Genomic DNA, 18,097 nt, shown 5'->3' with positions numbered 1-18,097 from the left:
AATCGGTCGGGACGCGGTGCTAGTACTCATGGTCACCTCAGGAAATCGATGAGCGAGGGCTGGATCACCTTGGCCCCGGCGGCCAAGGCTGCCTGGTACGACGTCTGCTGAAGCTGCATGTCCATAATGGTCTTCGGCAGATCGATATCCTCGATGTCGGAGAGCTGCGAACTCACGGACGCCAATCGGTCCTGTGCGGACTCCTTCATCTGCGTAATCCGATTGTATCGGGATCCGATCTCCGAAATGGCCGATTTCAGTTTGTTACCAGAGTTGTCCAAGCTCTGCAGATCCGTCCCGAGCTGGGTGGTGTTGCCGGCGCGAATGTCGGAGGAAATGTTGCTCAGCACCTTGAACAGGCCGGTGGTGTCGTCGCCGAACGCCTCCGGCCCGGTGAGGTCCACTCGCACCTTGACGCCGTTGCCGACGGTGCGGGAGACGCTCGTCCTGGTCGGGTTGGCCGGGTCGTACGGGTTGCCGGTGAACTTCCCGGTGGTGCGGTCGTACGCCTCCGGGTCGGTCGTGTTGCCACCGAAGACCGGACGGTCCAGATACCGGCTGTTGGCGTACGTGATCAGGGTGTCCCGGATCTGGTCGATCTCCAGGGCCAGCGCCTCGTTCGCCTGAGGCCCGTTCGTACTGCTGTTGAGACCCTGCACGGTGAGGTCGCGGGCCCGGTTCACCAGGCTCGACGCACTGGTCAGGGTGTCCTCGACCGTGCCGAGCCAGCCAAGGCCGTCGTCGGCGTTGCGGCTGTACTGCTCGCTCGTGCGGGTCTCGGCCCGCAGCTGCAGGGCCGCCACGGTGCCGGACGGGGAATCCGAGGGCCGATTGATCTGCTTGCCGCTGGACATCTGGTCCTGGATCTTCGCACCCTTGGCCAGGTTGCGCTGAAGGTTGGCCAGCACCCGGTTGTGGATGCTGCCCTCGGTGACTCTGCCGCCGCCAATCATTGACTACCCCCTACCTTCCGACCAGACCGGTGCGGTTGATGAGCTGGTCGAGCATCGAATCGATCGTGGTCAGAACCCGGGACGCGGCCTCGTAACCGCGCTGGTACGTGAGCAGGTTGGTCATCTCTTCGTCGAGGTTGACCCCGGACTCACCCTCGCGGGCGGAGTCGACCTGCTCGGTCACCACCGACTGGATCTCGGCGCGGCGGGCGGAGCCCTGCGAGTCGACGCCGAGCTTGCCGATGATGCCCTGGTATTGGCGGTCCGGGCCGCCCGGCGCGTCACCGATGTCAGCGATCTTGTCGGCGATCGAGTTGTCGAGCGTGCCGGCCGTGGCCGAGATCGCCACCTTGTCCGGGTCGGTCACGAGAACCTTGATGTCCCCGGCGGTCGTACCGCCGAAGAAGTCGAGGCCGGTACTCCCGTCGGTGCTGTAGCCGGTGCGGTGTGTGGCGTTCACCGTGTCGATCAGGTTCTTGGCGACGGAATCCAGATCGGCCGCGAGGTCCGGGATGACGGTCGTCATAACGTCGATGGCCGCGCCGACCGTGCCGCCGGCCTGCACCGGCTTCTTGATGTCCGTCCATTGCAGCTGCACCGGGTCGCTGCCCTGGTCCTCGAGCCGCTTCGCTCCCACGAACTCCACGTCGCGCACCGTGGTGCCGGTGACCAGGTTCTGGCCGCCGATGAAGACGTCCATGCTGCCGTTCTCGCGTTTGGCCGCCCCGGCGCCGGTCAGCTCGGAGAGGCGCATGGCCAGCACGTCACGCTGGTCCTCCAGCTCGCTGACGGTCAGGCCGGAGGCGTTCGCCTTGACGATGCTGTCGTTGAGCTTGGCGATCGACCGCGCCGTTCCGTTGATCTCGTCCACGTACGCGTCCATCTGGTTCCCGTTCACCTTCCACTGCTGCGCCAGCGCCTCGTGGGAGGCGTTGAGCCGGTCGGCGACCGTGGCACTCTGCTGGATCAGAGCGGACCGGGGCGCCGCGAGCTGCGGATTGTTCGCCACATCGCTCCAGCTGCCCCACATGTCCCGCAGCTGCGTGGCCAGCGCCGTGTCACCGGGTTCCCCCAAGCTGTCCTCGATCGCGACGTATGCCGCGCTCTGGGACTTGAGGTAGGAGTCGGTGGCGTGCTCGGCCCGGCCCCGATTCTCCAGGTATTCGTCCCGCATGCGCTGAACATCGGTCACGGCGACGCCCGTGCCCACGCCGTCGGTGCGCGCGTACATCGCCGCCGACATGGAGCCGACCTGGGAGGTCATGTTGACGCGCTGCCGGGTGTATCCCTCGGTATTGGCGTTCGCGATGTTCTGCCCGGTCACGTCGAGGCCGCGACGCTGCGCGTAAAGAGAGCTGAGTGCGGTGTTGATACCACCGAAGCTGCTGGCCATCAGATCGCCTCATCCACCAGGCTGGGGCGGCGGACGCCGCCGGTGACGGTTTGGCCCTGCCGGCCATACGTTTCCACGGTTCCGGCGAACGCGAGCATGGTTTCGCGAGCCGCCCGCTGGCCCGCCGTGAGCAGGTCCCGGTTCGTCTCGGCCATGGCGCTGATCTCGGAGGTGAGGGTCAGGAACGCCCTGCGGTGCTGGTGCAGCAGCTCGGACCAGGGAGCAGGCGCCGCGTCCGCGAGCTCCCCGAGGGAAGCCTCCACGTTCAGTCCCAGCTCCTGGGCGACCGCCTGCGCGTACGCGGCCCGGGCCACCTCTGTCTGCCGGATCTGGTCCAGGACGACCTCTACTTCGCGGGTGGCGTGCGCGAGCCAGCGGGACCGGTTCGAGGCGAGCAGGAGCTGCTCCTCCTCCAGCTTGAAGAGCAGCAGTTCCAGCAGCTCCCGTGAGCGCCACAGGACGCTGGACAGGTCGGTCAGGCTCACCGGCTCCTCCGTTCTTACTCGCAGGCGTTACTCCTGCTTCACCGGACCAGTCGGCACCGGACGGGTGTCTCTGAGGACTTGAGGCCGCTTCGGTTGCCAAGCGGTGCTAGGCGGGTTTCCGCGTTCGCCGGACAGGCCGTGAAGAAATCTCAAATACTCCTCAAGGCCGGTGACACCCGGCCGATCACTACTGGCGTAAGCAAATCGGCTCACGGACGGGCCGGCCAGAGACCCCACTCAAGGAGGAACTTCAAATGGGTCTTCGCATCAACCAGAACATCGCTGCCCAGAACGCCTACCGCAGCCTCTCGACCTCCGACAGCCAGATGTCGAAGTCGCTGGAGAAGCTGTCGTCGGGCTTCCGGATCAACCGGGCCGGCGACGACGCCGCGGGCCTGGCCATCAGCGAGGGTCTGCGCAGCCAGGTCGGTGGCCTCAAGGTCGCGACCCGCAACGCTCAGGACGGCGTCAGCGTCGTCCAGACCGCTGAGGGCGCGCTCAACGAGGTGCAGTCGATCCTGCAGCGCGGGCGCGACCTGCAGGTGCAGGCCGCCAACGGCAGCAACAACCAGGACTCGCTCGACGCCATCAACGAGGAGCTGGACGCGCTCTCCAAGGAGATCACGGCCATCGGCGGACGCACCGAGTTCAACGGCGTGAAGCTGCTGGACGACGGCACCGGCACCCCCGGCACCACCACGAAGGGCGCCTCGCTCACCTTCCAGGTGGGCGCGAACAGCAGCGACTCGCTGACTGTGGACATGACGGGCCTGGACCTGGGGGCTGCTGCCAAGTCGCTCACGGACGCCAAGGCCGCCAACACCGGTGGCGTCGGCGCAACGGCGAACATCGACCTGATCGACGACCAGGTCAAGGCGATCTCCGCGTCGCGGGGCAAGCTCGGTGCTTCGCAGAACCGGCTCGAGCACACCATCAACAACCTCAACACGTCTGTTGAGAACCTGTCGGCGTCCGAGAGCCGGATCCGGGACACCGACATGGCGCAGGAAATGATGAGCTACACCCGCTCGCAGATCCTGTCCCAGGCCGGCACCGCGATGCTGGCTCAGGCGAACCAGTCGCAGCAGGGCGTCCTGTCCCTCCTGCGCTGATAGCCGCGTCACACAGCTCAGCAAACTGAACAGACAACCGAATAGACGGGCGGCCGGCGACCTCGCAGGCCGCCCGTCCGGTATCGAGATCGACGAAGAGAAGGGGCGCCGCAATGGCTAGCGTCGACGGACTTGTCACCGGCATGAGCACCACGGACACCATCAACCAGCTCATGCAGATCGAGGCAGCGCCCCAGACCGCCCTCAAGTCGAAGATCACCGTTCAGAACAAGACGGTGAACTCGTACCAGAGCGTGAACACCAAGATGGCGGCCCTGGTCACCGCCGCCAAGGCGCTGAACGACCCGGGCAGCTGGACCACCGTGAAAGCGACGTCGACCTCGGACGCCGTCGCCGTCACCGCCCTGGCCGGCGCTTCCCCCGGCTCGTTCAGCTTCGAGGTGGCCTCGCTGGCGGCGACGCACACGGCGACGTTCACGGGCGGTTCGGTCTCGTCGGCGAGCGATGCCACGCTGGCACCCGTCGTCACCGGCACCACCTTCGACATCAGGCTCGCCGACGGCACCACCAAGACGCTGACCCCGAAGGACCGGTCGCTGAACTCGGTGGCCGCGGCGATCAACGGCGAGGCAAACTCCGCGTTCAAGGCCGCGGCGGTGCAGATTGCGCCGGGCCAGTACACGCTGCAGCTGACCGCGAAGACCTCGGGTAAGGCCGCCGCCTTCTCGGACGACACCGACGGCGTCACCACCAACGACCTCAGCGGCGCGGTGACCGGCCTGAACCTGGGGGCGGCGACACTGACCACCCAGGGCGCCGACGCCCAGCTCAAGGTCGGCACGACGAACCCCTACTACATCAGCTCCGCGACGAACACCTTCGCGGACGTGCAGCCGGGTGTCACCGTGACCGCCACCAAGACGACCGCTCCGGGCGCTCCCGTCACCATCAACCTCGCGGCGGACGCCGACGGCTTCGCCACCAAGGTGCAGGCCCTGGTCGACAGCGCCAACGCCGCACTCACCGAGATCGCGAACCAGACCAAGGGCAAGACCGACACCACCTCGGCCGGGGCGCTGGCGGGCGACTCCGAGATGCGCAAGCTGAGCCAGGACATCCTGAGCGCCGTCTCCGGTGGCGCCGGTTCGATGGGTTCCTTCAAATCGGTGGGCATCGCGCTGGACCGCTACGGCAAGCTGACCTTCGACAAGGATGCGTTCAGCAAGGCGTACACGGCCGACCCCGCCAAGACCGAGGCGTACTTCGACTCGTACACGAACGTGACGCACGTGAACGCGAGTGCCACGAAGTTCGACCCGGGCTGGGACAAGGCGGACGGCCTCGCTGCCAAGCTGCAGACGGTGGGATTGCAGGCCACCGAGGGCGTGAAACTGCCGACCGACCCGCCGGGCACGGTGGTCCAGGGCTTGCTGCCGGGCCTCATCAAGCGCCGCAACGACACCATCAAGAGCCTCAACGACCAGGTCAGCGCCTGGGATGTCCGGCTGGATCTGCGCAAGACCGCCCTGCAGAAGCAGTTCTCCGACCTCGAGGTCGCCATGGGCAAGATGCAGCAACAATCCTCCTGGCTGGCGGGTCAACTCGCCGGCCTCGGCTGAGCGGAGCTCACTTCATGACCACCCCTTCACCGGCCATGCGTCAGCGCTACCTCGCCGATTCCGTCGCCACGGCCTCGCCGGCCAAGCTGCTGCTGATGCTCTTCGACCGGCTGATCATGGACCTCACCCGCGGCGAGCAGGCGCTGGCCGAGGGCGACCGGCCCGAGGCCAACACCCACCTGAAGCACGCCCAGGACATCGTCACCGAGCTGCACGTGTCGCTGAACCTGGACGCCTGGGACGGCGCCACCGGTCTGGCCTCGCTCTACGCCTTCGCCGAGACCGAGTTGATCAGCGCGAACGTCCAGGGCGACGGGGCCAAGGTGACCGCGATCCGCGAGCTGATGGAGCCGCTGCGTGACACGTGGCGCGAGGCGGCGATGGCCGCCGCGTCCGCCGAGGGGTGATCGGCAATGGCCGACGACTGGCGGGAAGCCTGGATCAGCGCCCTGGACGAGCTAGAAGCGGACGTCGAGGTCGTCGAGAGGATGATCGCGGACGAACACCGCAGCCAGGAACTGCCGCTTGCGAAGCCGTGGGAGCCACCGACCGGCCTCGGCCCGCTGCCCCTGGATCTGAAGCCCCGCGCGGACTTCATCCTGACCCGGCAGCTCGAGGCCGCCAAGGCCGCCGCGATGGCCATCACCGCCAATCGCCGTCAGACCGCGTTCGCCTCCCGGGTGGAGGTCGGCACGGCGGGCAAACAAGTTCCCACCTACATCGACTGCGCCATGTGACCCAGCTGCATCACCGATCACCGGAACCCGGTGTCCCTTCAGGGGCGCCGGGTTTTGCGTGCAACCGGTCAGCAACCGTTCCACCCTCAGCGGATCGGAGGACGGGCCGAAGCGAAAGGTACGAGCAAAGGACTGCTCGGCCAGGAAGCCAAGGACCGGCGCCCTCGCACCACTGGGAAGGAAAACCGCCGCCGTGTTCGACGACGTCGCATCGTCCTCGCTCCGCGTCGCAGTTGCCGGACTGTCCGCCCGGCAGAACGCCATCGCCAACAACATCGCGAATATCGAGACCCCCGGCTACCGGGCTCGTAAGGTCAAGTTCGAGGAGGCGCTGAGCAGCGCCGTCGCCAACGGCCAGTCGCCCTCGACGGTCTCGCCGAGCGTGCAGACCTCGCTCGAGCCGACGCGCCTGAACGGCAACAACGTGAACCTGGACGAGGAGACCCTGTCGCACCTCGACACCACGATGCGCTACCAGCTCACCATCCGCGCTCTCGACGCCAAGTACGGCCTTATCCGCGACGCGATCAAGGGGGCCTGACCTAGATGAGCACTTTCAACGCGATCGGCGTGGCCGGCACCGGAGTCACCGTTTCCCGCAAGTGGCTCGACGCCGTGTCGGACAACATCTCCAACATCGACAACGTCTCGCGGACGTCGGAGAACGCCTTCCAGGCCCGCTACGTCGTGGCGCAGCAGGCGGCGGACGGCAACGGCGTCCAGGTCGCCGGCATCGCCTACGGCAGCGCCGAGGGCAACCTCTCCTACGAGCCGGACAACCCGCTGGCCGACACCGAGGGCTACGTGCGCCGGCCGGACATCGACCTCGGCGGCCAGATGGCCCAGATGATGATGGCCCAGCGCTCCTACCAGGCGAACCTGGCGGTCGTCGACCGGGCGCGGGAGTCGTACCAGGCCGCGATCAACCTCGGGAAGGGCTGATCATGACCTCGCCGATCAGCGCGCTGGGTGCCGTGAGCGGCGTGGCCGGGGTCTCCCCGATCACCGGCACCTCCGCCGCCTCCGGCACCCAGCAGGTCAGTGGCCCGAACACCGACTTCGCCGGCATGTTGTCCAAGGGACTGGAGAGCGTCCAGGCGTCCCAGACCAAGGCGAGCGACCTGGCCGTGCAGGTGGCCAACGGCACCCTGCAGGACCCGGCGCAATACACCATGGCGTCCACCGAGGCCTCCCTCGGCCTCCAGCTCACCATGGCGATCCGGAACAAGGCCCTGGAAGCCTTCCAGGAGATCATGAGGATGCAGGCGTAACATGACGGACCGTCTCCCCGCGCCCGTACGCAAGGTCGGCGACGCCTTCAAGTCCTTCACCCCGGGACAGAAGGCCGTCACGATCGCAGCCGTGATCGCCCTTGCGATCGGCGGCTACTTCTTCGCCACCTGGGCCTCCACGCCGTCCTACTCCCCCCTGTTCAGCAACCTGTCGAGCAAGGACGCGAGCGCGATCGTCGAGTCGCTGCAGAAGTCCAGCACGCCGTACGAGCTGGCCAACGGCGGCACCACGATCATGGTGCCCCAGGACCAGGTGTACGACCTGCGCCTGCAGCTGTCCGGCGAGGGCCTGCCCGGGGAGTCGGACACCGGCTACGCCCTGCTCGACCAGCAGGGGATCACCACCAGCGACTTCATGCAGCACACGAACTACCAGCGGGCCCTGCAGGGCGAGCTGGCCAACACCATCAAGTCGATCGACGGCGTCGAGGCGGCCACCGTCAACCTCGTCATCCCCCAGAAGGACGTCTTCGCCGACGACACCAGCAAGACCACCGCCTCCGTACTGGTGCAGTCGTCGCCCAACAAGCCGCTGTCGACGCAGACCGTGCAGGCCATCGTGCACCTGGTCGCCTCGAGCGTGGAGGGCCTGGACCCGACCAACGTCACCGTGGCCGGCGCCGACGGCAAGATCCTCTCGACGGGCGGCGGACAGGCCGTGGCCACCGGCGGGGACAGCGGCGCGGACTCCCAGACCGTCGCGTTCCAGAACCGCCTCAACTCGTCGCTGCAGAACATGCTCGACGCGGTCGTCGGTCCCGGTCACGCCGTGGTCACCACCACCGCCGAGCTGGACTACGACCAGACGCAGACCACCACCGAGACGTACACCTCGGACCCGAACGTGGCCGCGCTGTCGGAGAGCATCAGCCGCGAGGCCTACAACGGCAACGGCACGGGTACGGGCGGCGTCCTGGGCCCGGACAACATCCAGGCGCCGAACGCCGCCGGCACCACGGGCACCGGCCAGTACGAGAACAGCAACACCGTCCGCAACAACGCGGTCAACAAGACCACCGAGGCGCGCAAGAGCGCTCCGGGCGGCATCAAGCGGCTCAACGTCGCCGTCCTGCTCGACGCCACCACCGCCGGCGCGGTCAACCAGGCCGACGTGCAGCAGCTCGTGAGCGCGGCGGCCGGCATCGACCCGACCCGCGGCGACACCGTCGCGGTCAGCGCGATGGCGTTCGACACCAGCGCCGCCACCGCCGCGAAGGACGCCCTGGCCGCGTCCTCGGCCGCGGAGAAGACGGCGAAGCAGACCTCGCTCATCAAGACGGCGGCGATGGCCCTGGCGGTCCTCTTCCTGATCTTCCTCGCCTGGCGATGGAGCCGGAAGCAGAAGAAGCGCAAGGCGCTGACCCCGGCCGAGCTCAAGCACCTCGAGGACATGCAGGCCGCCCTGGAGGCGCAGCGCCTGGCCGAGCTGAACGCCGCGATCCCGTCGCCGGCCATCGAGGCCGCCAACCACATCCACGAGGCGCTCGAGGAGCGCCAGCGCGAGATCGAGCAGATGGTCCAGGACCAGCCCGAGGAGATGGCGACGCTGCTCCGGGGCTGGCTGGGCGCCGGCCGCTGACACCCGGTTCAAGGAGGAACCCCGTTGTCCACACCAGCACTGAGCACGACGTCGATGACCGGCCTGCGCAAGGCCGCCATCCTCCTGGTACGGATGGGCAAGGAGTATTCGAGCCGGGTGCTGGCCAACATGAGGGAGAACGAGGTCGAGGAGCTCTCGGCCGAGATCGCCCGGCTGGGCAAGCTGGAACCCGAGGTCGTGGGCGACGTCATCGACGAGTTCTACGCGATGGCGACGACCAAGCACGCCGGTGCGGGCGGCATGGCGTACGCGCGTGAGCTGCTCGAGGCGTCGCTCGGCTCCGAACGGGCGGCGCTGATCCTCGACCGGCTGCAGGCGTCGATGACCGACATGCCGTTCAACTTCCTCAGCCACGCCGACCCCCGGCAGCTGCTGTCGTACGTGCAGTACGAGCACCCGCAGACGATCGCGCTGGTGCTGGCGCACATCCCGTCGGCGCTGGCGTCCTCGATCCTGTCCGGCCTCGCGCCCGAGGTGCAGTCCGACGTGGCGCACCGGATCGCGGTCATGGACCGCACCTCGCCGGACGTGATCCGCCAGGTGGAACTGGCTCTGCAGCGCAAGCTCTCCACCGTGCTCCAGCCCGACGAGCTGTCGACGGTCGGCGGCCTCGGGCCCCTGGTCGACATCATCAACCGTGCCGACCGCACCACCGAGCGGCTCATCCTCGAGGCGCTGGAGGCCCGCAGCCCGGAGATCGCCGAGGAGATCCGCCGGCGGATGTTCATGTTCGAGGACATCGTCACCCTCGACGACCGCTCGGTGCAGCTGGTGCTGCGCCAGGTCGAGCCGTCCGACCTCGCCACCGCGCTCAAGGGCGTCAACGACGAGGTCCGCAACAAGGTCACCGGCAACCTGTCCGAGCGCGGCCGGGAGAACCTGCTCGAGGAGATGGACCTGATGGGCCCGGTCAAGGTCCGCATGGTCGAGGAGGCGCAGACGAAGATCGTCGCGGTGATCCGCTCGCTCGAGGACTCCGGCCAGATCGAGATCCAGCGTGGTGGCGAGGCCGATGAGCTCATCGCCTGAGGAACGGGCGGTCCTGCGCGGCTCGGTGGCCGAGTCCGCCACCGCCGCCCGCTTCGGCGTGGATCTGCGCAAGGGCGTACCCATGGACAGCGCCCCGGTGGAGCGGGCGAAGCAGGAGGCCCGTACCGCCGGCTATGCGGAAGGGTGGGCACAGGGCCAGCGGGCCGCCGCGCAGGAAGCGGAGGCGGCCCTCGAGCGGGCCCGGGCCCGGGAGCAGGCGCACGAGCAGCGGCGGGCAGCCGCGCTCGCGCAGGCCGTCAACGCGCTCGGCCGGGCCGTCACCAACCTGGAGGAGCAGCTCATGCCGACCCTGCATGAGCTGCAAGAAGCCGTGATGGCGCAGGCCTTCGTGCTTGCCGAGGCGATCATCGGCCGGGAGATGAACGACCCCGTGGGCCGGGCCGCGACCGCCCTGCGGCGTGCCATGAACGCCTCCCCGGCACAGGGCGACATCGTGGTGAGCCTGCATCCCGACGATTTCCGCAATCTGGTCGGCACGGCAACCGACGCCGACTACAACTACGAGGGTCGGCCGGTGCACCTGCGCCCCGACCCCGCGTTGCAACCGGGCGACGCCGTGGCGGAAACCGGTATGACCACGGTGGACGCCTCCATCGCCGCTGCCGTCGCCAGAGCGAAAGAGGCTCTCCGACTATGAGGAGTCGCCGCCGGTGATCGATGTCTTCCGCAACCGCATCAACGCCGCTGTCACCGCCGCGCAGCCGCTCACCCGAGGCAAGGTGACCGGCGCCGTCGGCCTGCGGGTGACGGTCGGCGGCGTGGACGCGCGGGTCGGCGACCTGCTCCAGATCGGCGAGGGCGACGAGGTCGTCTACGCGGAGGTGGCCGCCCTCGACGGCGATCGCCTCTCCTGCCTGCCGCTCGGGCCCATCGCGGGTCTCGGCACCGGCAGCCCGGTCGTGTCGACCGGCGGCCCGCTGCGCATCTCGGTCGGCCCCGACCTGCGCGGCCGCATCCTGGACGGGCTGGGCCGGCCCATGGACGGCGGCCCGCCGCTGAACGGCGACCTGGTCGGCATCGACGCGGCCCCACCCTCCGCCATGGAACGCCAGCTCGTGGACGCCCCGATGCCGCTGGGCGTACGGGTCCTCGACACCCTCGTACCGTGCGGCCGCGGCCAGCGCATCGGCATCTTCGCCGGCTCCGGCGTCGGCAAGAGCACCCTGATGTCCATGATCACCCGCGGCACCACCGCGGAACTGAACGTCGTTGCCCTGGTCGGCGAGCGCGGCCGCGAGGTCCGCGAGTTCATCGAGCACGACCTGGGCCCCGAGGGCCTGGCCCGCTCGGTGGTGGTGATCGCCACGTCGGACACCCCGCCCCTGGTCCGGCTCCGGGCCCCGCTCGTCGCGACCCGCATCGCCGAATACTTCCGCGACGAAGGCCAGGACGTTCTCATGCTGATGGACAGCGTCACCCGCGCGGCGATGGCCCAGCGCGAGGTCGGCCTCTCCGTCGGCGAACCCCCCGCCACCCGCGGCTATCCCCCATCGGTCTTCGCCATGCTGGCATCGCTGCTGGAACGAGCCGGCCCGGGCGCGCGCGGCAGCATCACCGGCCTCTACACGGTCCTGGTCGAGGGCGACGACCACAACGAACCGATCGCCGACGCCGCCCGCTCGATCCTCGACGGCCACATCGTCCTGGACCGCAAGCTGGCCACGGCCGGGCACTTCCCGAGCATCCAGGCCCTCGACTCCATCTCCCGCGTGGCCAACAAGATCACCACCCCGGAACAGCGCAGCGACGCGACCGAACTCCGCCGCATGATGGCCGCCCACCGTGAGATCCGCGAGCTGGTCGAGATCGGCGCCTACGTGCCCGGCACCAACCCTGACGCGGACCGGGCGACGGCGATCTGGCCGCAGATCACCGCCTTCCTCCGGCAGGGCCTCGACGAGAAGGTCACCGCCGAGCAGGCCTGGGCGCAATTGCGCCAGCTGATCGCCAATTCCTGACCCTTTCCGGTACGCGCACAGCTCACGGCCTGCGCCACCTGCTCGGGTCGTCCTGATCCGCGTCGGGATGAAAACCCAGGGCTTTCATATCCGCTACGTGCCGGAAGCCCGAGAGAGCTGTTCATCCTCGCTCGGCAGCTCGACGGGCTCCATCCCCAGCAGCACATGCCAGACGGAGATCACGAAGGTCGCACCGTCACGGACGCCGACCGTGACCCCTTTGTCCCCTCGATCTTTAAAAACGACACCGGCCAGATGGCATTTGATCGATTCGTCGGCGGAGTGCCGGGTGCAGGTCGGGTGCAGGCGCTCAGCGGTCTCCGGCAGAGGCCGACCGGACCAGTGAGAGTTCTCTTGGGAGGTCCCGTGAATCGCCTGTTCCGGCTCGGCCCCGTGCTGCGCGCCCGTAAGGCTCAGGAGGATGCTGCGCGGGGTGCCGTGATCCAGTCCCGGCAGGAGATCCGGGATGCGCAGGCGATGGTCAAGCGGCGGCAGCTGGAGCTGGCCGGGGCGGACGCGCCGAGCGAGGGCACCGCGCGGGCCATGGTCGCCTCGATGGTCGCCCGGCAGTCCATGGCCGCCACCCTGTCCGGCGCGCACCGGATGGTCGTCGACGCCGAGGAACGTACCCGCGACAAGGAGGCCGAGCTGGCGATTGCCGCGCGGCGCCGGCGGGCGGTCGAGATGCTCGCCGAGCGCCACGCGGAGACCGTACGCAAGCACGACCTGGCCGTGGAACAGGTGGCCCTGGACGAGATCGCGGTGACGACGAAGGCCCGTAACGCCGCCCGGGGCGTCGACGCGACCACGGAGGAACGGGCCAGTTCGCTGCGGACCGGCGCCGGCACGGTCGCCGATCGCCGGCGGTCCGCCGCCGCGCGTGAGGACGCCGCGCGCGAGACCGCGAACTCCGTCGCCGCCCAGCGCCCGATGATCGAGCTCTCGGACGCCCGGCAGGTCATCGAGGCCACCCGCGCCCAGTTGTCGCTTGCCGCTAAGCGCTCCCCGGAACCCGCCGAACACAGTCACGAAGGCAACGCCGACGACGACCACGGGAGCCGCGCATGATGGGTGTTCAGGGTGTTCTGTCCCGCATCTCCGAGCTGCAGTCGCAACTGGGAGTCACCCCTGCCACCTCCGGCGCCACCGCCACTTCCGGCACATCGTTCGCAAGCGCTCTCGCCGACGCCACCAGCACCGGCTCGCCGGGCGTCACGGGGAAGGCGGTGGTCGACGCCGCCAAGAAGTACCTGGGCACCAAGTACGTCTTCGGCAGCACCGACCCGGCGAAGGGCCTCGACTGCTCCGCGCTGGTGCAGCGGGCGTACAAGGATCTCGGTATCGACCTGCCCCGCACGTCGGGGGAGCAGGCGCGGGTCGGCACGAAGGTGGACAGCCTCGCCGACGCCAAGCCGGGTGACATCCTCGCCTTCGACTCGCCCGTCGACCACGTCGCCATCTACCTCGGCAACAACAAGATGATCGCGGCGCCGAAGCCCGGCGACCACGTCAAGATCGAGTCGGTGTACGAGACCCCGACGCACATCCGCCGCGTGGTCGGCAGCGCGGACGCCACCGCCGCAGCGGCCGGGACCGCTGGTGCCGCCGCCGTGCGCCCGGCCAGCCTGCAGAACGGCTCGTCGCTCGCGGGTGTCCCGTACGCGGACATGTTCATGAAGGCCGGCGCCAAGTACGGCGTCTCGCCGAAGCTGCTCGCCGCGGTCGCCAAGGTCGAGTCCGGCTACAACCCGAAGGCGGTCAGCAAGGTGGGCGCGCAGGGGCTCATGCAGCTCATGCCGGCGACCGCCCGCGGCCTCGGCGTGCACAACGCGTTCGACCCGCAGCAGGCCATCAACGGTGCCGCGAAGCTGCTCTCCAGCCACCTGAAGGAGTTCAAGTCGCTGCCGCTGGCGCTCGCGGCGTACAACGCGGGCGGCGGCAACGTGCACAAGTACGGCGGCATCCCGCCGTTCGCCGAGACCCAGGCGTACGTGCCGAAGGTTCAGAAGGCCCTGGCCGCCCTCGGCTGAGGCGGCTCGGCGACGAGGAGGCACCCATGACCAGCTCCGTCACCGGCCCCGACCGCAAACCGGCGGTCGACGCCGGGCGCCGCTCCGGCTCCGGCTCCGGCTCCGGCGACGGCGGCGAGGCGTTCGGCTCCGCCCTGTCCGCCGAGCTCGACCGCGCCCCCGAGGACCGCACCCGGAACAGCGCCTCGGCAGCACGCGAGCGCGCGCTGGACAGCCGTACCGCCGGGAACCGCGAGCGCGAGAACCGCGACCGTTTCGCCGAGCAGCAGCGTCTGTCGCAGGCCCGGGCCGCCGCCCGGCGTACGACCGCCCAGCGGCCCGCAGCCGGCCGTCCGGAGACGAGCCGTCCGGAGAGCAGCCGCCCCGAGGGACAGCGCCCCGAAGGTTCCCGCCCCGAAGGACAACGGCCGGAGAGCGGACGTGCCGACGATGCGCGGCCGGAGGTCGGTCGTCCGGACACGTCCCGGCCGAAGACCGGCCGTGCCAACGGTGCGAGGCCGGAGACCGCCCGCCCCACGGACGTGGAGAGCCCGTCGGAGGACACCGCATCGGCGCAGGACACCGAGGCCGCCCCGGTCACCGATGAGGGACAGGCGCCGGCGGCGACCCCTGCGACACCCGTGAACCCGGCTTTCCTCGTCGCCGGTGCGACGACGGCCGTACCGCCAGCGGGCACGCCCGCCACCGCGGCACCGTCCGGCCAGGCGGCGGCCGTAACCGGGGCGACTGCCGGCGTACCCGCCGCACCGGTCCCCTCGGCGGCTGCCGCGCAGGCGGCGACCGCGGCGCAAGCCACGACTCCGGCGCAAGCCGCCACCGGAGCACCGGTCGCAGCCGCGGCGCAGGCCCCTACCGCCGCTCAGGCCCCGACCGGACCACAGGTAGCAAGCGGAGCCGAGGCAGCCGCTGCGGCGCCCGGCGTCCCGCTCCCGATGGACGGCACGGCACAGGCGCAGGCCAAGGCCACGCCCACCCCGGCCGAAGCCGCGCCTCAGCCGACGGTCACCGGCGCACCGGCCGGACAGCTTCCGCCCACCACCTCGCCGACCACTGCCGCAAGCCAGGCACCGGCCATGCCGGAGGGTGCCACGCCGTCCGGTACGGCCGCGACCGGCCTGGACCCGGCGTCGACGCCCGCCATGACCCAGCCCGGAACCCAGCCGGCGGCCCCCACAGCCGACGCGGCACCGGCAGCGGCCGCGGCCGGCACCGACTCGGCGACACCGAACGCCGCCACAGCAGCATCGGCAGACTCAGCGGCCACGGCCGCAACCGGTGCCACAGAGGCGGGCGCGACGACGAAGGTGGACCGCACCGATGCACCCGCGGCCGGACCGGATTCCGCTCCCGCCACCACCGACCAGGCAGCGACCGGCACGGGCGCGCAGACCGGCGGGGATGCGGCCGACACGGGCACGGGCGGCCAGGGCGCCGGCACCGGGGCTTTTACTCCCCCGGCGAGCCAGAACCCGACGGCCCCGCCCGGCCAGGACATGCCCCCGGCCGTCGCCGGGATCGCCCCGGCCGGCCCGGCGGCACCCGCGGCACCGGCAGCCCCGGTGGCCGCCGCCCCGCCCGCCGCGCCTCCGCTGCCCGGACCCGTCGCCATGCAGCTGGCCACGCGCATCACGCCCCTGCGGCTGGATGCCGACGGCGTGCACCGGCTCACCGTCAACCTGCACCCGGTCGACCTCGGCCCGGTGCAGATCATCGCGGAGATCCGCAACGGCGAGATCAACGTGCAGCTGGCCAGCTCGACCGAGGCCGGGCACGAGTCGCTGCGGGACGCGATGGACGACCTGCGGCGGGAGTTGCAGCAGTCCGGTTTCGGCAACACGACGCTGGATCTTCGGCAGGGCACGGGCCAGGACCAGGCGCGGCAACAGTTCGCCTTCATGAACAACGGTGGCGGGAACGGCGGCGGCGGGAACGGGGGCAACGGGCGTACCGGAAACAATCCGGCCGCCGCACCGGCCGAGACCGCACCACCGGTCCCTTCCCGCACCTCGGGCAACAGCCGTTTGGACGTCCAGGCTTAAGCTCCGAAACCCGCAAAATTGGGGCTAAGTGAATCCGCGAGTCCGCCGAACCTGAGTGCGAGGGTCACCAACGAAGGTTCAGGAGGACCGATCGCATGACTTCCCCGATCAACGGTTTCGTGAGCAACGCGTACGACGACAAGAAGGCCGGCTCGACGTCGATGTACACGAACAAGACCAAGATCGACGCGGGCAGCAAGTCGATGGGCGACCAGGACACCTTCCTGAAGCTGCTGGTGGCTCAGCTCAAGTACCAGGACCCCTCGAACCCGGCGGACTCCACCCAGTTCCTGGCCCAGACCGCCCAGTTCACCCAGGTCGAGAAGCTCGGCCAGATCGCCGACATGATGCAGGCCCAGCAGTTGATCGGCGCGAGCGCGCTGGTCGGCCGCACGGTCACGTACCAGGACGCCAACGGCGTCAGCCAGACGGGCGTCGTCACCCGGACGAAGCTCAACGGAGACAGCGAACCGACGCTCGTGGTCGGGAACATGGATGTGCAGCTGTCCAAGGTCACGGAAGTCCAGCAGACGGCGGTCGCGCAGCCCGCGGCCGGCACCGGACAGACCGCTACCACGAACACCGCCTCCGATTCCGCTACCACGAAGGAAAACTGACCTATGCTGCGTTCCCTTTTCTCCGGCATCAGTGGCCTGCGCGCGCACCAGCAGATGATGGACGTGACCGGCAACAACATCGCGAACGTCAACACGACTGGTTACAAGTCGAGCCAGACGGTCTTCCAGGACACGCTGTCGCAGATGGTCAACGCCGCCGGTGCCCCGCAGAACGGCTCGGGTGGTACCAACCCGGCACAGGTCGGTCTCGGTGTGCGTACGGCGAGCATCAACGCGAACTTCAGCCAGGGCGCCGCGCAGACCACCGGCAAGTCCGGCGACATGATGATCCAGGGTGACGGCTTCTTCATCGCCAAGAGCGGCGGTGAGTCGCTCTACACCCGCGCCGGCTCGTTCACGTTCGACGCCAACGGCTCGCTGACCACCCCGAACGGCCAGATCGTGCAGGGCTGGAGCGCCGACACCAAGGGCGTGGTCAACACGGCCGGCGCGCCGGACGACATCAAGCTGCCGATCGGCATCAGCCTCGCGCCGGTGGCCACCACTGCGTTCACCCTGACCGGCAACCTCTCCTTCGAGGCTGCCGTCGGCGCCACCAGCGCCAAGACGATCCCGATTCCCACGATCGACGCCAACGGGCAGTCGGGCACGCTGGAGGTGGTCCTCACCAAGCTGGCGCCGACCGGTGGCGGTGTCGAGCAGTGGGAGATCAGCATGCCGAAGGTGGCCCCCGCGGTCACGCCGCAGACGATCCAGTTCCCCGGCGGCAGGGCGCAGGGCACGATCGTCGGCGGTGTGGACACCGGCAAAATCAACATGAACGGCCTGGACATCGACATCCACGACCTCACCACGTACGCGGGCAACACCGAGGCCCGCGTGAGCGCGTCGGACGGTTCGGCGGCGGGCATCCTGAGCTCGTACACCGTGTCGAACACCGGGCAGATCGTCGGCGTGTTCTCCAACGGCCTCAAGCAGACCCTCGGCCAGCTGGCCCTGGCGAACTTCAACAACGTCAACGGCCTCGAAAAAACCGGTGACTCGATGTTCCGCAGCACCGTGAACTCGGGTCTGGCCCAGGTCGGCGCCGCCGGCACGGCCGGTCTCGGCCTCATCACCAGCGGCGCGCTGGAGATGTCGAACGTCGACCTGGCGCAGGAGTTCACCAACCTGGTCATCGCCCAGCGCGGTTTCCAGGCGAACAGCCGGATCATCACCACCTCGGACGAAATCCTCCAGGAACTCGTCAACCTCAAGCGCTGACAGCCGTACGCCGGTGGAAGCCGGGAC

General features: G+C 69.3%; 19 protein-coding genes. 16 read left to right on the top strand and 3 right to left on the bottom strand.

Annotated features, from left to right (window positions below):
• Positions 1–32: 32 nt before the first annotated feature.
• The 3 genes from flgL to flgN are packed head-to-tail and all read right to left on the bottom strand — an operon-like array spanning position 33 to position 2,831.
• Positions 33–953, bottom strand: a complete 921-nt coding sequence (gene flgL, locus ACIBO8_RS03665) for a flagellar hook-associated protein FlgL (RefSeq protein ID WP_396113509.1) — start codon at positions 951–953, stop codon at positions 33–35.
• Between the two features lie 10 nt (positions 954–963).
• Entirely contained in the window at positions 964–2,346 is a 1,383-nt protein-coding gene (gene flgK / locus ACIBO8_RS03660; RefSeq protein ID WP_396113508.1) for a flagellar hook-associated protein FlgK, read from the bottom strand.
• On the bottom strand, positions 2,346–2,831 hold the full coding sequence (gene flgN / locus ACIBO8_RS03655) for a flagellar export chaperone FlgN (RefSeq protein ID WP_396113507.1): 486 nt from the start codon (positions 2,829–2,831) through the stop codon (positions 2,346–2,348). Before flgN ends, flgK begins: the two co-directional genes overlap by 1 nt.
• Before the next feature lie 254 nt (positions 2,832–3,085).
• On the opposite strand from flgN, the gene ACIBO8_RS03650 reads away from it, so the two are divergent.
• The 16 genes from ACIBO8_RS03650 to ACIBO8_RS03575 all read left to right on the top strand — a co-directional run bounded on the left by ACIBO8_RS03650 (position 3,086) and on the right by ACIBO8_RS03575 (position 18,070).
• Complete coding sequence (locus tag ACIBO8_RS03650; protein WP_396113506.1) at positions 3,086–3,943, top strand: flagellin; 858 nt, start codon at positions 3,086–3,088, stop codon at positions 3,941–3,943.
• A gap of 113 nt (positions 3,944–4,056) precedes the next feature.
• A complete protein-coding gene (fliD, locus tag ACIBO8_RS03645; RefSeq protein WP_396113505.1) occupies positions 4,057–5,523 on the top strand; it encodes a flagellar filament capping protein FliD in 1,467 nt (488 codons plus the stop codon).
• Between the two features lie 14 nt (positions 5,524–5,537).
• Positions 5,538–5,930 (top strand): flagellar export chaperone FliS, encoded by a 393-nt coding sequence (fliS, locus tag ACIBO8_RS03640; RefSeq protein WP_396113504.1) that lies wholly within the window; start codon positions 5,538–5,540, stop codon positions 5,928–5,930.
• 6 nt (positions 5,931–5,936) lie between these two features.
• A complete protein-coding gene (locus tag ACIBO8_RS03635; RefSeq protein ID WP_396113503.1) occupies positions 5,937–6,260 on the top strand; it encodes a hypothetical protein in 324 nt (107 codons plus the stop codon).
• A 193-nt stretch (positions 6,261–6,453) separates the two neighbouring features.
• A complete protein-coding gene (locus ACIBO8_RS03630) occupies positions 6,454–6,801 on the top strand; it encodes a flagellar basal body rod protein FlgB (RefSeq protein ID WP_396113502.1) in 348 nt (115 codons plus the stop codon).
• 5 nt (positions 6,802–6,806) lie between these two features.
• A complete protein-coding gene (locus ACIBO8_RS03625) occupies positions 6,807–7,202 on the top strand; it encodes a flagellar basal body rod protein FlgC (RefSeq protein ID WP_396113501.1) in 396 nt (131 codons plus the stop codon).
• Positions 7,203–7,204: 2 nt separating this feature from the next.
• Positions 7,205–7,531, top strand: a complete 327-nt coding sequence (gene fliE / locus ACIBO8_RS03620; RefSeq protein ID WP_396113500.1) for a flagellar hook-basal body complex protein FliE — start codon at positions 7,205–7,207, stop codon at positions 7,529–7,531.
• 1 nt (position 7,532) lies between these two features.
• Entirely contained in the window at positions 7,533–9,131 is a 1,599-nt protein-coding gene (fliF, locus tag ACIBO8_RS03615) for a flagellar basal-body MS-ring/collar protein FliF (RefSeq protein WP_396113499.1), read from the top strand.
• A 24-nt stretch (positions 9,132–9,155) separates the two neighbouring features.
• A complete protein-coding gene (fliG, locus tag ACIBO8_RS03610; protein ID WP_396113498.1) occupies positions 9,156–10,181 on the top strand; it encodes a flagellar motor switch protein FliG in 1,026 nt (341 codons plus the stop codon).
• A complete protein-coding gene (locus tag ACIBO8_RS03605) occupies positions 10,165–10,839 on the top strand; it encodes a FliH/SctL family protein (protein WP_396113497.1) in 675 nt (224 codons plus the stop codon). Before fliG ends, ACIBO8_RS03605 begins: the two co-directional genes overlap by 17 nt.
• 13 nt (positions 10,840–10,852) lie before the next feature.
• Entirely contained in the window at positions 10,853–12,160 is a 1,308-nt protein-coding gene (locus ACIBO8_RS03600; RefSeq protein WP_396113496.1) for a FliI/YscN family ATPase, read from the top strand.
• Between the two features lie 366 nt (positions 12,161–12,526).
• Positions 12,527–13,228, top strand: a complete 702-nt coding sequence (locus ACIBO8_RS03595) for a hypothetical protein (RefSeq protein WP_396113495.1) — start codon at positions 12,527–12,529, stop codon at positions 13,226–13,228.
• A complete protein-coding gene (locus ACIBO8_RS03590; protein ID WP_396113494.1) occupies positions 13,225–14,190 on the top strand; it encodes a transglycosylase SLT domain-containing protein in 966 nt (321 codons plus the stop codon). The genes ACIBO8_RS03595 and ACIBO8_RS03590 overlap by 4 nt, the downstream gene beginning before the upstream one ends.
• A 26-nt stretch (positions 14,191–14,216) precedes the next feature.
• Positions 14,217–16,229: a flagellar hook-length control protein FliK gene (locus tag ACIBO8_RS03585; protein ID WP_396113493.1), complete on the top strand. Its 2,013-nt coding sequence runs from the start codon at positions 14,217–14,219 to the stop codon at positions 16,227–16,229.
• A 95-nt stretch (positions 16,230–16,324) separates the two neighbouring features.
• The gene (locus ACIBO8_RS03580; protein WP_396113492.1) at positions 16,325–16,846 is read left to right on the top strand and encodes a flagellar hook assembly protein FlgD; all 522 of its coding nucleotides are present in this window, start codon (positions 16,325–16,327) and stop codon (positions 16,844–16,846) included.
• Positions 16,847–16,849: 3 nt separating this feature from the next.
• Positions 16,850–18,070 (top strand): flagellar hook protein FlgE, encoded by a 1,221-nt coding sequence (locus ACIBO8_RS03575; protein ID WP_396113491.1) that lies wholly within the window; start codon positions 16,850–16,852, stop codon positions 18,068–18,070.
• Positions 18,071–18,097 lie beyond the last annotated feature (27 nt).

It is taken from the genome of Actinoplanes sp. NPDC049681, assembly GCF_044465265.1.
GTDB lineage: Bacteria > Actinomycetota > Actinomycetes > Mycobacteriales > Micromonosporaceae > Actinoplanes.
The sequence above is the reverse complement of the archived record's forward strand: the minus strand, read 5'-3'. Positions and strand labels throughout refer to the sequence as shown.